This is a genomic window from Ruoffia sp. FAM 24228 (assembly GCF_045528575.1).
Classification (GTDB): Bacteria; Bacillota; Bacilli; order Lactobacillales; family Aerococcaceae; genus Ruoffia; species Ruoffia halotolerans.
Genome location: NZ_JBGQQZ010000023.1, coordinates 16,488 through 33,404 on the forward strand (window position 1 = coordinate 16,488; position 16,917 = coordinate 33,404).

Annotated in this window: 14 protein-coding genes; all 14 read left to right on the forward strand. The window is 35.7% G+C overall.

Annotated elements, in window-relative coordinates; translation table 11 throughout:
• Positions 1-31 precede the first annotated feature (31 nt).
• The 14 genes from priA (at position 32) to plsX (ending at position 16,704) form a co-directional block, all read left to right on the forward strand.
• Positions 32-2,449 carry a primosomal protein N' gene (gene priA / locus ACEN33_RS05585; protein WP_407090080.1) on the forward strand — a complete coding sequence of 806 codons (2,418 nt, stop codon included), beginning with the start codon at positions 32-34 and terminating at the stop codon, positions 2,447-2,449.
• A gap of 13 nt (positions 2,450-2,462) precedes the next feature.
• Complete coding sequence (gene fmt, locus ACEN33_RS05590) at positions 2,463-3,416, forward strand: methionyl-tRNA formyltransferase (protein ID WP_407090081.1); 954 nt, start codon at positions 2,463-2,465, stop codon at positions 3,414-3,416.
• 18 nt (positions 3,417-3,434) lie between these two features.
• Positions 3,435-4,814 carry a 16S rRNA (cytosine(967)-C(5))-methyltransferase RsmB gene (gene rsmB / locus ACEN33_RS05595; protein WP_407090082.1) on the forward strand — a complete coding sequence of 460 codons (1,380 nt, stop codon included), beginning with the start codon at positions 3,435-3,437 and terminating at the stop codon, positions 4,812-4,814.
• Positions 4,815-4,840: 26 nt separating this feature from the next.
• Positions 4,841-5,605: a Stp1/IreP family PP2C-type Ser/Thr phosphatase gene (locus ACEN33_RS05600; protein ID WP_407090083.1), complete on the forward strand. Its 765-nt coding sequence runs from the start codon at positions 4,841-4,843 to the stop codon at positions 5,603-5,605.
• Complete coding sequence (pknB, locus tag ACEN33_RS05605) at positions 5,602-7,590, forward strand: Stk1 family PASTA domain-containing Ser/Thr kinase (RefSeq protein ID WP_407090084.1); 1,989 nt, start codon at positions 5,602-5,604, stop codon at positions 7,588-7,590. The genes ACEN33_RS05600 and pknB overlap by 4 nt, the downstream gene beginning before the upstream one ends.
• Positions 7,591-7,651: 61 nt before the next feature.
• The gene (gene rsgA, locus ACEN33_RS05610) at positions 7,652-8,572 is read left to right on the forward strand and encodes a ribosome small subunit-dependent GTPase A (protein WP_407090086.1); all 921 of its coding nucleotides are present in this window, start codon (positions 7,652-7,654) and stop codon (positions 8,570-8,572) included.
• 14 nt (positions 8,573-8,586) lie between these two features.
• Positions 8,587-9,228, forward strand: a complete 642-nt coding sequence (rpe, locus tag ACEN33_RS05615) for a ribulose-phosphate 3-epimerase (RefSeq protein WP_407090088.1) — start codon at positions 8,587-8,589, stop codon at positions 9,226-9,228.
• 9 nt (positions 9,229-9,237) lie between these two features.
• Entirely contained in the window at positions 9,238-9,927 is a 690-nt protein-coding gene (locus tag ACEN33_RS05620) for a thiamine diphosphokinase (RefSeq protein ID WP_407090089.1), read from the forward strand.
• Positions 9,928-9,937: 10 nt separating this feature from the next.
• Positions 9,938-10,894, forward strand: coding sequence for an NAD(P)-dependent oxidoreductase (locus tag ACEN33_RS05625; RefSeq protein WP_407090090.1), 957 nt, complete (start codon positions 9,938-9,940; stop codon positions 10,892-10,894).
• A 204-nt stretch (positions 10,895-11,098) separates the two neighbouring features.
• Positions 11,099-11,287, forward strand: a complete 189-nt coding sequence (gene rpmB, locus ACEN33_RS05630; protein ID WP_138405155.1) for a 50S ribosomal protein L28 — start codon at positions 11,099-11,101, stop codon at positions 11,285-11,287.
• Positions 11,288-11,488: 201 nt separating this feature from the next.
• Entirely contained in the window at positions 11,489-11,845 is a 357-nt protein-coding gene (locus tag ACEN33_RS05635) for an Asp23/Gls24 family envelope stress response protein (RefSeq protein WP_138405156.1), read from the forward strand.
• 35 nt (positions 11,846-11,880) lie between these two features.
• Entirely contained in the window at positions 11,881-13,554 is a 1,674-nt protein-coding gene (locus tag ACEN33_RS05640) for a DAK2 domain-containing protein (RefSeq protein ID WP_407090091.1), read from the forward strand.
• A 43-nt stretch (positions 13,555-13,597) separates the two neighbouring features.
• The gene (recG, locus tag ACEN33_RS05645; RefSeq protein ID WP_407090092.1) at positions 13,598-15,673 is read left to right on the forward strand and encodes an ATP-dependent DNA helicase RecG; all 2,076 of its coding nucleotides are present in this window, start codon (positions 13,598-13,600) and stop codon (positions 15,671-15,673) included.
• Between the two features lie 35 nt (positions 15,674-15,708).
• On the forward strand, positions 15,709-16,704 hold the full coding sequence (plsX, locus tag ACEN33_RS05650; RefSeq protein ID WP_407090094.1) for a phosphate acyltransferase PlsX: 996 nt from the start codon (positions 15,709-15,711) through the stop codon (positions 16,702-16,704).
• Positions 16,705-16,917 lie beyond the last annotated feature (213 nt).

Consider the following 16,917-nt stretch of genomic DNA (forward strand, 5'->3'; position numbering starts at 1 on the left):
TGTTACAAATTATTTAGAAGGAGGGGAAAGAATGATAGTGAAAGTTGTCATTGATATACCAGCGAAGCAAGTAAATCGCTCTTTTGATTATGCAGTGCCAAAAGATTGGGAATCTGCGATTAAACTAGGTAGCCGAGTTCAAGTACCTTTTGGCAATATGAAACGAACAGGCTTTGTTGTGGATATTACGGACGAGACTGAATTCAACGGAAAACTTAAGCCCATTCATAGTATTATGGATTATGATGTTTTCTTAAATGAAGAATTAATTGAATTGAGTGATTATTTAGCTGAGTATCTTCAGTGCTTTCGTATATCAGTACTTCAAGCCATGTTGCCGAGTTTATTAAAGGCAAAGTATGATGCCATCGTTCAAATTCATGATCCTATTCAATTTAGCGAAAAAGTTGGTTCTTGGTATCAAAATGAAACAAGCATTGACCGTAAAGTATTGGAAGAAAGAATATCTCCCAATGCAATCAGTCAATTAAAAAAAGAAAATATCATTTCTATAGAATACCAAGTTATTAACCAAACGACGCAAAAAACTAAAACAATGATTAAAACAAACTTAAATAAAGACCAACTAATGAATGTTTTAGAAAAGACAAGCCTAAGAAGCTTTAAGCAACGAGCGATACTAGAATACTTCATTAATAATCAAGCTATCGAAAGCATTGAAAAAAACACTTTAATGACAGAATTAGAACTATCCAATGCGACTATAAATTCAGCCATCGATAAAGAATGGATTACGACATTTAAAGAAGTGGTTTATCGTGATCCATTGAAAGATGTTTCATTTCAAGCGAGTTCATCAAAAACGTTACTAGCTGAACAGCAGAACGCGTATGATTTAATTAGTCAAAGCGTTGATAATAAACAAGCGGATACGTATTTAATTGAAGGAGTAACCGGGAGTGGGAAGACAGAGATTTACTTGCAATTGATGGACAGAGCCTTACAACAAGGCAAATCTGCTTTATTACTCGTACCAGAAATCTCTTTAACACCACAAATGGTGGAACGTGTAGTAAGTCGCTTCCAAACTGGCATTGCAGTATTGCATTCTGGTTTATCTATCACTGAAAAATATGATGAATGGCAACGGATTATTAAAGGCGAAGCAAAAATCGTTGTAGGGGCTAGATCATCGATCTTTGCTCCTTTAGAAAATATCGGAATTATCATTATCGATGAAGAACATGAAACGACTTATAAGCAATCTGATAATCCACGTTATCATGCGAGAGATGTTGCGAGATGGCGGAGTGAGTATCATGATGCCCCTTTAATACTTGGAAGTGCGACACCGTCTTTAGAAAGTCGTGCACGAGCTCAAGTAGGTAACTATCACTTAATCCACCTGGAGAATCGGGTCAATCAAATGCCGATGCCACCTGTGGATATTATTGATATGACCCAAGTTGAGTTGAGGGAAACGGCGAATGAATTGTCTCCAGAGCTTATTGAGAAGATTCAAGATCGACTCGATAAGAAAGAACAAGTTGTATTATTACAAAACCGTCGTGGTTATGCCTCTTACTTACTATGTCGCGAATGTGGTTTCATTATGCAATGTCCTAGATGTGACATCTCTTTAACCTATCATAAGTTTGATAATCAAATGAAGTGTCATTATTGTGATTACCATGAGCCCCTACCAACGCAATGTCCGAGCTGTCAATCACCGCACATTCGTACTCATGGTATAGGAACACAAAAGGTAGCTGAAACTTTAGAAGAAATCTTTCCAGAAGCGAAGGTTACGCGAATGGATAACGATACAACTCGCCGTAAAGGGCAACATCAAAAATTACTAGATGAGTTTTCAAGCGGGCAATCGGATATTCTATTAGGAACGCAAATGATCGCTAAAGGCTTAGATTTTGAGAATGTAACCTTAGTAGGAGTCATCAATGCTGATACAGCGTTAAATTTACCTGATTTTAGGGCAAGTGAACGGACTTTCCAACTATTAACTCAAGTGAGTGGAAGAACCGGACGTGGGCACTTAGCCGGTGAAGTTGTGATTCAAACGTATAATCCTGAACACTACGTGATCCAATTTGCGAAAACGCACGATTATGAAAGTTTTTTCCGCTTTGAGATGAAACGACGACATCTGACTAATTATCCGCCTTATTACTTTACTACCTTACTGACAGTGTCTAGTAAGCATCAAGGAAGGGCGAGTCAGTTGGCTTATGATTTAAAAGCTCAATTATATAATCCTGAACTCGAAAGAAAAGAACAGTTATATATTATAGGACCAAATCGGAATAATATTTCGAAAATTAATAATTATTACTATTTTAATTTACTTTTAAAATACAAAGACAAAACAACTATTCAAAGACAATTAGATGATATTTTGAATAATACACAACAAAAAGCAACACAAGGTGTGTATGTAAATATTGATCATGAACCACAATATTTTAGTTAGAAAGGATATGTATATGCATAAAATAATTTTTATGGGGACACCAGATTTCTCTGTTGAAGTTTTGGAAGGGTTAATAAATGATGCGACTATGGAGGTTGTAGGCGTAGTCACACAACCTGATCGACCTGTAGGTCGTAAAAAGGTATTAAAGCCGACACCAGTGAAGGAACTCGCATTAAAACATGATATCCCAGTCTATCAACCGGAAAAAATCAGAGGGTCTCAAGAAGCTGAAGAATTAAAAGCATTAAATGCAGACCTTATTGTAACAGCAGCGTACGGGCAGTTTGTACCCATTGATCTAATTGAAGCACCAAAATATGGTGCAATTAATGTCCATGCTTCGCTACTGCCTAAATACCGAGGGGGAGCACCGATTCATTATGCGCTATGGAATGGTGACAAAAAAACCGGAATTTCAATTATTTATATGACTAAAAAGATGGACGCGGGAGATATCCTATCTCAACGCGCTATTGAAATTAAAGCAACAGATGATGTAGGTAAATTATTTGGCACACTTGCTGTAGTTGGCAAAGAATTATTATTAGATACTTTACCTGCTGTTTTTGCTGGAGAAATCCGAGCAACACCACAAGTAGAAGAAGAGGTTGTCTTCTCTCCAACAATTTCTAAAGAACAAGAACGAATTTCTTGGGATTTAACGGCTCAAGAAGTAGATAATCATATCCGTGCATTTAGACCATTCCCATCGACGTATACAATGTTGGATAATAATCGTGTTAAAATTTGGGCAGGCGAACCTGTAGATTATAATGGTGAACCCGGCGAAATTGGTGAAGTTCTTGCAATTGAAGACAACAAACTAATTGTTCAATGTGGAGATAATACATTTTACGGGATTAGTGAATGGCAAGAAAGTGGAAAAAAACGACTTTCAATTGAACAATGGTTGAATGGGAATAAGCCAGAGGATATAATAGATAGCGTGTTCGAAAATAAATAACGTTAGGAGGAACGAGTTTTGAAAATTAAGCAACGAAGTAAAAAACAATTAAATAAAAATTTACGTTGGCACTCACTCGTTCTACTCGATAAAATTGAAAATCAAAATGAATTTTCAAATGTAGTGATAGACGAATTTTTACAAAATACACCTTTAGATGAAAGGGATAATCGATTAGTTGTCCAAATTGTATACGGAGTTATCCAAAACAAATTAACGATCGATTACTACTTGGCACCTTTTGTATCAGGTAAGCAACTTGATGACTGGGTTTCCACATTACTAAGACTTTCTGTATATCAGTTAGTATTTTTAGATCGAATTCCGAGTCATGCGGTAGTTAATGAAGCCGTTCAAGTAGCTAAAGTGAATGGTCATGGGGGCGTAGGAAATTTTGTAAATGCAATCTTGCGGCGTTTTATTCGAACGGATCGATTGGATATTGATGCGATTGAAGATTTCACTAAACGTCTAAGTGTGAAATACAGTATTAGTCCTTGGATTGTAGATTATTTTTTAAAACATCAAACGCATGAAGAAGTTGAGAACTTATTAGAAAGTTTACAAGAAGTTCCATTTATCTCTGCACGTGTTAATACAAGTAAGAAGTCTAGAAAAGAAGTTATGGAGTCCCTTTATAGCGAAGGTTATGATACTGTAGAAAGTGAGATATCACCCGTTGGTATTCGTTCAGTTAACGGTAATCTAATTCATTCAACTGCTTTTAAAGAAGGTTGGTTAACAATTCAAGATGAATCATCAATGTTAGTAGCACCTTTAGGTCATATTAATGGCGATGAAGAAATTTTGGATGCCTGTTCTGCACCAGGTGGAAAAGCGACTCATATCGCGACACTATTAGAAACAGGACATCTGACAGCCTTAGATTTGTCACAGCCAAAAATTAAGCGAGTCAATGAACATATGGAACGTTTAGGACTTTCACAAAGAGTGACATTAAATGTTGAAGATGCGTCAAAACATCAGCCAACAAACGGTCAATTATATGATAAAATTTATTTAGATGCACCTTGTTCTGGCTTAGGTTTAATGAGACGTAAACCTGAGATTAAGTATGAGAAATCATATGAAGATATACAAGAATTAGCACAAATACAAACTGAATTAATTAATCATGCTTCAACATTATTAAAACCAGGCGGAAAAATAATATATAGTACATGTACAATATCTTATGAAGAGAATGAAGAGATCGTTCAGTCATTTTTAAACGTTCACGATAATTTTGTACAAAGTCCAATTTCTGTTGAGAAAGATAATGTTAAATCAGATTTAATTACCGATGAAGGTAATATTCGAGTTTGGCCACAACAATACCATACGGACGGCTTTTTTATCTCACGTTTAGTTAAAAAAGATACAGAAGGTATTAAATAGTACAATAAAAAAACTGAGGTGAAACAATGCAAATTTCGCTCCATTCAAGTGTAGGGAAACAGCGTAAGTCAAATCAGGATTATGCTGATTATTTTAAATCAGACTTTAATCAATATCTATTTGTCTTATGCGATGGGGTCGGCGGTCACCAAGCTGGTGAAGTCGCGAGTGAACTTACAACAAAATATTTAGGAAAGCAATTTAAGCAGTTAACGAAGGAGTTAACAAAAGAAGAAGCATCGCAATGGATTGGAAAAGCTATTGAAGATGTAAATACTTATCTATATGAAGAATCATTAAAAGAGAGACATCTTGCAGGAATGGGAACGACGTTAGTCGTTTCATTAATTACAAAGGAATTTGTCTTAATTGCGCATGTTGGGGATAGCCGCGCTTATGTATTCAACGAAGGTCATTTATTTCAAAAAACAGAAGACCATTCTTTAGTTAATGAATTAATTAAATCAGGTGAGATTACTGAAGAAGAAGGAAATTTACATCCTCAACGAAACGTTGTTACACAATCAATTGGCGTGACACCCGATGTCGGCTATGAATTGTTGGAGTTACCAATTAATGAAGTCGAACATTTAATGCTTTGTTCTGATGGACTGACAAATATGGTGAGTCATGAAGAAATTGTTGATTTCTTCCAACAAACGGAGGATTTTGATCATTTAGCCGTATCTTTAGTTGATGCAGCAAATGAAGCTGGCGGACGAGACAATATTACGATTATTGTTGTTGGAAACATCCATTCTTTAATCTTAGAGGATGGTGAAACGATATGATAGATATTAACTCTAAACTATCTGGACGCTACATTATTAACCAGCTTGTTGGCTCAGGTGGTATGGCAAATGTTTATTTAGCCAGAGATTTGATATTAGATCGTGATGTTGCGGTTAAAGTATTACGCTTTGACTTCCAAGATAATCAAGATGCAATCCGCCGTTTCCAACGTGAAGCCATGGCGGCGAGTCAACTCTTGCATCATAATGTGGTGGAAGTTTATGATGTTGATGAAGAAGATGGTCAGCAATATATAGTGATGGAATATGTTAAGGGGAATGATTTAAAGACATTTATCCGTGACAAATCACCTGTGTCTTTAGAATTAGCCGTTAATATTATGTCCCAAATACTATCAGCCATTGATGTCGCACATAGACACAACATTATTCACCGTGATATTAAGCCACAAAATATACTAATTACTGAGAACAATGAAGTGAAGATTACTGATTTTGGTATCGCAGTCGTCCTATCGGATACATCTTTAACGCAAACTAATACATTGCTTGGTTCTGTACATTATTTATCTCCAGAACAAGCGCGTGGTGGAAGTGCAACGGTTAAATCAGATATCTATGCTTTAGGTGTGGTTCTTTACGAATTAATTACTGGAGAAGTTCCCTACGATGGTGAATCAGCTGTTTCGGTTGCTTTAAAGCATTTCCAAGAAGAATTTCCTCGTGTGAAAGAACATTTAGATTATGTCCCACAAAGTTTAGAAAATGTGGTCATGCGAGCAACAGCAAAATCATTAGAGCACCGCTACAGTTCTGTTCAAGAAATGTTAAATGATCTAAGTACGAGTCTAAGTGTGAATCGAATGAACGAAAAACGCTTCGATCCAGAAACTGATATAGAAGATACGGTAATTATGACGCCGATTAAACCAATTAGTACGGCAAGTCAAACGTTATCAAGTGTAGAAGTTAAAGAGGATCTTCAAGAAGAAGAGGAAATCCCTCAATATGATGAATTACCTCCGATTTCAAGACCGAAACGACTTAGTAAGCTATTAATACAAGTATCTGTTGTATTATTAGTAATCTTATTGGCTTTCGGTGCGTATGCTTTATATAATCAAACGATTAGATATGTAACCGTCCCTGATATTGAGAACTTATCTCAAGCAGAAGCGATTGCATTACTTGAAGAAGAGAATATTTCAGTTGGTAATGTGATTAATAATTGGCACGACACAGTCGTTCAAGGTAACGTTATCGAAACGGATCCAGAGATGGGCGAGCGGATTGAAAGAGACTCATCAGTAAACCTAGTCGTGAGTAGTGGGGAAGAACAAGTTCAAATCGGCGATTATGTGGGACAAAGCTATGAACCAATTCGTCAAATGCTAATTGAAGCGGGCTTCATCGTTGAACGTCAAGACCTATTTACTAATGATGCGTCACAGACAGGAACGATTATGGCACAAAGTTTAGAGCCCGGAACACGTGTTGTACCTGGTGAAACACCCATCACAATGACGGTGGGTAGTTATTCAGAATCTAGTACGATGCAAGATTTCTATAATTTATCACTTGATATGGTCCATTCATTTGCGGATGGTTATGGATTACTCGTAGATGTAGGTTATGAGTACAGCGAGTTTATCCCAGAAGGACAAGTTATTAGTCAGTCTCAAGAAAGTGGAACGTCATTATACCCTGGAGATACGATTTCAGTGGTTGTTTCAATGGGACCTGAAGAAGAAGAAATCAATTCTGCTTTAACTCCTGTATATATTGAGTACTTACCAACTTATGAAGATAATGATGAAGAACAAGAAAATCCATTACCAAATACAATTCAAGTTTTTATCGGTGATGAGTATAATAATATTACTGAAGTCGCTGAAGAATTTGAAATTACAGAGTCACAATTAATTGAATTAACTTTATATATATCGTCAAATGGTACGGGGCAATATCGTATATTGCGAGATGGTGAAGTGTATGAAGAAAGTAATAATGTAATACCACAGTAACTGTTTCAAGGTTAAATCTTTCGTATTGGAGGATTTAACCTTTTTTTAAAAGGAGGGTTTTATGCAAAAGAAAAAAGGTGTCATTTATCAATCAATTAGTGGATTTTATTACGTGTGGACAGAGAATCAAAGTTTTGCCACAAAACCTAAAGGATTATTCCGACACACAAATGAAAAACCATTAGTAGGTGACGAAGTAGTCATTGAAGTTGATGAAAAAGATAGTCAGTCAGAGAGTCGTCTCATTGAAATATTACCAAGAGAAAATGAGTTAGTTCGACCTAGTATTTCGAATGTAGATTATTCAATGATTGTGACGTCATTAGTTGAACCAGATTTCTCATATAATTTATTAGATTACTTTTTAGTCTCTATCGAATCGAATCATATCGAACCAATTATCTTATTATCAAAGTTTGATTTATTAGTCGAAGCCGTTGGTCAAGAAGCAGCTGACCGAAAAGTTGAAGAGATTAATCGAGTTTACGCACCAGCTGGCTATACAGTTGTGACTTTAAATAATAATGAATCAGATATTGATAAGATTAAACAGTTGATAGATACAGGCTTATACGTCATAATGGGACAATCAGGAGTTGGAAAGTCAACTCTATTAAACTTATTATTACCTGAAGCGAATATTGAAACAGGGATTATTAGTGAAGCTTTAAACCGAGGGAAACATACAACTAGAGAAGTTACTTTATATCCATTTAACGATGGATTTTTAGCTGACACACCAGGCTTTAGCGCGATTGACTTTCCGGATATCGAAAAAGCTGATTTAAGATTTTATTTCCCAGAGATTGCTAGAGCGGGAGAATTGTGTAAGTTCCGGTCATGCTTGCATTTAAATGAACCGGGTTGTAATGTTAAAAGCGAAGTTGAAACGGGTGTCATAGCTCAAAGTCGTTATAATAATTATGAACAAATTATGGAACGCATTGAGCAAAGAAAACCTGTTTATAAAAAGAAAAAATAGTAGGGGGATTATTTATGAAAGTTGCACCATCAATTTTAAGTGCAGATTTTAGTAAATTAGGCGACGATTTGGTAGATATCGTATCAAATGGCGCTGATTATATTCATATCGATATGATGGATGGAAATTTTGTACCAAACTTGTCTTTTGGTCCGATGGTTATGAAGTTTATTCGACCTCTAACAGATAAAACATTTGATTGTCATTTAATGATTGAAGAACCTGAACGCTATATTGAACTTGTTGCTGAATCAGGCGCAGATATTATTTCTGTTCATGTTGAAGCAACAAAACATATTCACCGTGTAATCCAACAAATCAAACAAACTGGCACGAAAGCGGGTGTCGTAATTAATCCAGGTACGCCGGTTGGAGCAATCGAAGCAGTATTGGCAGATGTCGATCTAGTTTTAGCTATGACAGTGAATCCAGGTTTTGGTGGACAAACATTTATTCCATCAAGCTTGAATAAAATCAAGCAACTAAAAGCACTCCGTGAAGAAAATAACTACAATTATGAGATTGAAGTGGATGGCGGTATTAATGAGGAAACAAGTAAGAAATGCTTAGAAGCAGGAGCAGATGTATTAGTGGCAGGTTCTTACATATTTAGTCACAATAACCGCAAGGAAGCAATCGATTCATTAAGAAACTAAGGTGTTAAGATGCAAAGTAAAGAAAAAGAATATGTAGTGGTCTGTGGCGGTGCTGTAAAACCAGCAGTCTCAGAAATACCTAAATATGTCCAAAATCACAAAACTTATTATATTGGTGTGGATGGTGGAAGTTTAAAACTTATTAAAGCTGGCTATTACTTGGATTATGCTGTCGGTGATTTTGATTCAGTGACAGAAGAAGAATTCCAATTAATTAAAGAGAATGCGACACATATTATCAAACATCCAGCTCAAAAAGATGATACAGATATGGAATTAGCTTTAGAAATCGTCCAAGAGGAGTTTCCAGAGTTAGAATGTTTAATTCTAGGCGGTATCGGAGAGAAGAAAGGCCGCTTGGATCACATGCTAGCGAATATTTGGATGGTTTATCAACCAAGATTTAAAAAAAGTGTTGGAAGAATAAAGTTTATTGAAAAGAATCATGTCTTTCAATTTTTCTTCCCTGGAGAATATGAGATTAGCGCTGAAAAGATGTTACCAGATTACTTATCCATCATCACTTTAACAGCTGTAGAGCAATTAAGTATCCAAAATGCTGTGTATAATCTTGGAACTACTGATATAGGCTATCCACGTGCACTCATAAGTAATGAGTTTATCGATAAATACCATCCGGTGAAACTATCATTCAAGCAAGGACTCGTTCTAGTTCTTAGAGTGAATGAAAGAAAGTAGGAGGAATAATATGTCAAAACCAATCATTGCAGTTTATGCCATTACAAAAGATTGGCAATTAGAAGAAATCAAAGCAACAGCTAAAGACTATGATGTAAGAGTTAAAGATGAAATTAGACCCGAAGACATTAAAAATATTGAGATTGTCTATGGTTGGGGATCTGAATTAAGTGAAAACATAGCAGATTTAAAACAACTTAAATGGATTCAAAAAGATACCGCAGGTGTTGACGCAATTCCAGAAAGTCTCAGAAAAGATAAAGATATTTTTCTTTCAAACATGAGTGGTGTCCATGCTGTTCCAATTACTGAGAATATATTTGGTTATATTTTAGGAGTTGCTAGAGGAATAATTCCAGCGATGACAAATCAATTGGAAAGTAAATGGGATAAAAGCATTGCTTCAAATATGTTCTCTTTAAATGACAAGAAGGTATTAGTTTATGGAACAGGCTCAATTGGGCAAGAGATTGCTCGAACAGCTAAGTTTTTTGAAATGGCAACATATGGCGTGAATTCGAATGGCCGTTCAATCCAAACCTTTGACCATTCATACACGATGGAAAGTAGCCAAGACATCCTTTCAGATATGGACTTTGTTATTAATGCATTGCCTTTAACAGATGAAAGTGAATTATTCTTTGATAAAGAAATCTTTGCTAATATGAAAGATACTGCTTACTTCTTGAATATCGGGCGAGGTGAATCAGTGAAAGATGAACATCTGATTGAAGAATTGGAAGCAGGGACTTTAGCGGGAGCTTATTTAGACGTCACATCGCCGGAACCACTTCCAGAATCATCAAAATTATGGCAAACACAAAACTTAGTCATTACGCCACATATCTCTGGCAATGTTGAACATTTTAGAGATACGATTTATCCGATTTTTAAAGAAAATCTTGATAGTTATTTATCTTACGGAACACTGGCTAAGAATGAGTACAATAAGAAAAAAGGTTATTAATTCATACAGCATAAAAATAGGGTGCAATCCAAAAACTACCTTGACTTATAACCTTGGATAGACTAATATTACTTCTTAGAAACAAAACCGCTTTATAAATGGAAAATATTGAAAAAATTCTTGCACAAGAATGAAAAATATGATAAATTATTACGGTATGAAAAAGCAGAGACAAAGCTCCTGCAAGAAATGGAGGAAATACTAATGGCTAAAGAATGTTACTTTACAGGACGTAAAGCTAGATCTGGTAACACTCGTTCTCATGCATTGAACGCAAACAAACGTACTTTTGGTGCTAACTTACAAAAAGTTCGCATTATGGTAGACGGCGAGCCTAAGAAAGTTTGGGTTTCTGCACGTGCATTAAAATCAGGTAAAGTTGAACGTGTTTAATCTCGTTATATTATTTAAATAAGCTAATTTGCTTTGAGCAAGTTAGCTTTTTTATTTGTAATCGAACATAAACTTGAACGAATTTTTTATATAATACAATTCCCTTTGTCAAACCGTTGTAGTTTGGTAATATCAATTTAAGTGAATAATAACGATGTTTATGATAAAATAACTAAGATATAAACAATAGGAGGAGATTGTATGGCAATAAATATTCCAACCCCAAATGGACAAATCACATTAAGTAATGAAGTTATCGCAACAGTTGTAGGTGCAGCGGTTACTGATAACTACGGTGTCGTAGGGATGGTAAGTAAAAGTTTCTTTCGTGATAATATAATAGAAATTTTACGTAGAGAGAATTTTGCCAAAGGTGTAGTTCTTTCCCAAAACGGTAATAAAGTGGCAGTGGATGTATATATTCTTGTATCTTATGGAACAAAAATATCTGTCATCTGTCAAAATATTCAAGAAACAGTAAAATATAATGTCGAACGTTTACTAGGATTCACACTAGATTTTGTAAATGTTCACGTTCAAGGAGTAAAAGTTGACTAAATTCTAAAGTCAATGAGTTATAAGGAGGACGAAAGTTGGAACTTACTATGTTAACGGCACCAGAATTTCAATCAATGATTATTGCTGGAGCAGATCGTTTAACAGAGAACGTTGATTTAATCAATTCACTAAATGTATTCCCAGTTCCAGATGGAGATACAGGAACGAATATGAATATGTCATTTATCTCTGGTGTTGAAAAATTAAAAGAAAATACTTCAGGACACGTTGGAGAAGCAAGTACAGCCTTAGCTAAAGGGTTATTAATGGGAGCTCGAGGAAATTCAGGCGTTATCCTATCACAAATCTTTAGAGGTTTTTCTAAAGCGATTGAAGATCAAGAGAATGTTGATGCTGAATACTTTGTTAAAGCATTTGCTGGCGGAGTAGAATCTGCATATAAAGCAGTTATGAAGCCAGTTGAAGGAACAATCTTAACAGTTGCACGTGAATCGGCTTTAGCTGGTGAACAAGCAGCTAAAAACACAACAGACATCGTTGAAATTATGCGAGCAATCGTTAAAGGCGCAGGTGTTGCACTTGAGAAAACGACTGACATGTTACCAGTTCTGAAACAGGTCGGCGTAGTGGATAGTGGAGGAAAAGGTTTACTTTGCCTTTATGAGGGATTCCTATCAAGTTTAACTGGTGAAGTCATTATCTCTGAAGATCATTCTAAAAAGTCAGAAGCGCATTCTCATGCGGTATTCGAAGAAACAAATGAACACCCAATGTCAATGGATGATATTACATTCGGCTATTGTACAGAAATCATGGTTCGTATCGGTAATGGTCCAACCGTTGAAAAAGAATTTGATTATGATGAGTTCCGTAATATCTTAAATGAAAAAGGTGACTCATTATTAGTTGTATCTGACGATGAAATAGCGAAGGTACATATCCATACTGAAGACCCAGGCGAAATTATGCAATTAGGTCAAGAGTATGGTGAGTTAATCAAAATTAAAGTAGATAATATGCGTGAACAAGTGCGTGATCTAGAAACTGCCAATCAAGCTCTATCTCAACAACAGACAACTGCAGTAGCTCCTAAAGATTATGCAGTGATTGCTGTTGCAGCAGGTGAAGGTATGACTGAAATGCTGAAATCAATCGGTATTGATGTTGTTCTTTCAGGTGGTCAGACAATGAACCCATCAACAGAAGATTTTGTTAAAGCGATGGAGTCGATACCAGCAGAACGTTTTATTCTATTACCGAATAATAAAAACATCATCATGGCTGCAGAACAAGCAGCAGAAGTGATTGAAAAACCTGCAGTGGTTGTACCAACAAGAACTGTTCCAGAAGCGATTAGTGCCATTTTTGCATTTAATCCAGAAGGAACGATTGAAGATAATCATGCTGCCATGAGTGGAAACATTGAAATGGTTTCAACTGGTCAAATTACTTATGCTATTCGTGATACAAACCTAGACGGCGTTGAAATTCTGAAAGATGAATTTATGGGAATCGTTGATGGGAAAATTATCTTATCTGAACCTCTTGTAGAGAATGCTTTATACAATACTTTAGATAATATGATTAATGACGAGAGCGAAATTGTAACTATCTTCATTGGAGAAGGCGGAAAAGAAGATTTAGTTGAACAAGTCATTGAACAATTAGAAGCAACATACTCTGAGGTAGATTTTGAAGTGATTCAAGGTGACCAACCTGTTTACGAGTATATTATGTCAGTAGAATAAATCTATTCAAAGGGGAAAGGGGCATATTGTTCCTTTTCCCTTTTTGCATATCAACCATGACAAAAAGGAGTCAATTATGGATCAATTAAATTGGAATGAAACAATTAATAAACTAAATGGCGTTGGTCCAGTTGCGACGGACAAATTTGCTTCCATAGGTGTCAATACTATTCGAGATTTAATGTTTCATTTTCCTTTTCGATATGAAGATTTACAAGCACGACCGCTTGAGTCAATTCTTGATGGAGAGAAGGTAACACTTAAAGGGACGGTAGTGACTCCAGCAGTTGTAAATTACTTTGGAGGACGTAAGAGTCGATTGACATTCAGAATGAGTCTTGATGAGCATAATATTATTAGTGTTTCTTTCTTCAACCAACCTTATTTAGCAAAGAGTGTTGAAGTCGGTCAAGAGAAAGCAATCTTTGGAAAATGGCAAAGTGACCGACAAAATCTCTTAGGTATGAAGATTATTAAATTAAATGAAGATAATGGTGATTTTAATCCAGTCTATTCAACGACAAAAGGCTTAAAACAGACTCAAATCATTAAAGCGATAAAGTCAGCCTTTGAAGCGAGCTCGTCTTCAATAGTTGAAGTCATTCCTGATAATATTAATCATAAGTACCGATTGCTGCCGTTAAATAAAGCTTTATATCAAATGCATTTTCCTAAAGATGCCCGAGAGTTTAAAGAAGCTGAGCGAAAAATTATTTTTCAAGAGTTTTTCTTATACCAATGGCGACTTCAAGCTACCATGCAACAATCTCAAAAAGAGACGGGGATTCGAGTCTTGTATGATAATCATGACTTAAAGGAAATCGTTACGCAATTACCCTATCAATTAACAGAAGCACAAAAAAAGGCTGTCAATGAGATTTGCTATGACCTATTAGCGCCTTATCCTATGCGACGCATGCTTCAAGGGGATGTGGGGAGTGGTAAGACACTTGTTGCATTTCTAGGCATGATGGCTGCTGTTTTAGCTGGTTATCAAGCTGTCTTAATGGTACCAACTGAAATCCTAGCTAAACAACACGTTGTGAATTTTAATCGAATTTTTGAAGACATGGGTTACCATAGCGAGATTTTAGTCAGTGCAATGAAAGCTAAAGAGAAGAAAGACATCTTAGATGGACTTGAAAGTGGAAGAATTCGAATTGTCATTGGAACACATGCCTTAATTCAACCCGCTGTGACATATAAGCAATTAGGGATAGCAATTATTGATGAGCAACACCGGTTTGGAGTAGATCAACGCCATGCTTTGATGGAGAAAGTTGAAGTAGAAGAAACTTTAAACATCTTACAAATGACAGCAACTCCAATTCCACGTTCATTAGCCCAAACAATCTATGGGGATATGACAGTATCAACCATTGATCAATTACCTAAAGGGAGAATACCAATTGAAACAAAATTAATCGATGAAGATAATCTTGATTTCCTTTATAATAAAATGGCGGAAGAATTAAAAGAAGGACATCAAATATACTATGTTCTTCCCATCATTGATCAATCTGAACATTTAGAACAAATTGAAAATGTAAATGCGATTAAAGAAAAATTATCCGTACAGTTTCCAGAGTGGAATGTAGGAGCTTTACATGGTCAATTGAGTAAAGATGACCAACAGCAAGTGATGAATGCTTATGAACAAAATGAACTTCAAATTCTAGTTGCAACAACGATGGTAGAGGTCGGAGTCGATGTACCTAATGCGACAATTATAGTTATCCATTCAGCTGAACGCTTTGGCTTAGCTCAGTTGCATCAATTAAGAGGGCGTGTCGGACGTAGTAACCTACAAAGTTATTGTTACTTAATCGGTAAGCCGACAACTGAACAAGGTAAAAAGCGACTTGAAATTATGGAACAAGAATCGGATGGCTTCATTATAAGTCAAGAAGATATGAAGATACGCGGGATGGGTGATATCTTAGGCTTAGCCCAAAGCGGGATTCCTCAATTTAAGTATGCCAATCTATTCGAAGATCAACATATCCACAAAGTAGCCAAGGATGAAGTTACATGGTATTTGAATCACCCTTTAGAGTTAGAAGATCAGGAAATTAATGCAATCATTAATTGGTTGACAAACCAGCAAATAAAAATTTAGTATAGATAGAAATAAAAAGATAGTGGAGGGATAAAATGATTACAATTGCAATCGATGCTATGGGTGGCGACAATGCACCAAAAGCCATTGTTGATGGCGCTAATTTAGCAATAAAAACATTCAACGATATCCAAATTAATTTATATGGTGATAGTGAAAGTATTGAACAATACTTAGTCAAAGATGACCGTATTAAAGTCATTCACACAACTGAGATTGTCACTGGAGAAGATGAACCCGTGAGAGCCATTCGACGGAAAAAAGATTCGTCTATGGTTGTTGCTGCACGTGATGTCAAGGAAGGTAAAGCAGATGCTTTATTATCTGCCGGTAATACAGGGGCTTTATTAACAGCTGGTTTACTAGTTGTTGGACGAATTAAGAATATTGACCGTCCAGGATTAATGCCAATTATTCCAACAGTTTCAAAAGAATCACCTCAAGTGATTTTAATGGATGCTGGAGCAAATGCTGAAGTGAAACCTGTTAATCTAGAACAATTTACAGTATTAGCTAACTTTTACGCTAAAAATGTATTAAATGTAGAAAATCCACGTATTGGTTTATTAAACAATGGAACAGAAGAAGGTAAAGGGAATTCAATTACTAAAGAGGCTTTCGATTTAATGAAGCAATTAGATAATATTAACTTTATTGGGAATGTTGAGGCAAAATCAATCTTAACTGGAGAAGTTGATATCGTCATAACGGATGGCTTTACAGGTAATGCAGTCTTAAAAACTCTGGAAGGAACTGTTAAAAGTGTTGTTGGATTGTTACTTGATACGCTAAAAAACTCTGGGTTAAAAACAAAAATTGGTGCAGGTTTAATTAAAGACTCATTAAAAGAATCACTTAACAATCTAGATGATACGAAGCAAGGTGGGGCAGTTTTACTTGGCGTAAAATCTCCAGTAATTAAAGCACACGGCTCTTCCAACGACGAAGCAGTATTTAATGCGATTCGCCAAGCAAGAACAGTTGTAAGCGTGGGTGTTGTTCAAGATGCTGTAAAATATTTTGAAAATTAAAAACAAATAAGTGTGTTAATACATCTGATGTATTGCTTTCTATATGAACTTTAAAGCATATTAAAATATAAAAAGTTATAATTAATTGTTGAATTGCAATAATTAATGCGACAATTTTTTATTTACTCAATTAATAAGAGTTCGTGTAAAAATACTTCCAAAGGTGTTTGGTAATCTAAGCATTTCCTAGGTCGATTATTCATTAACCACAAA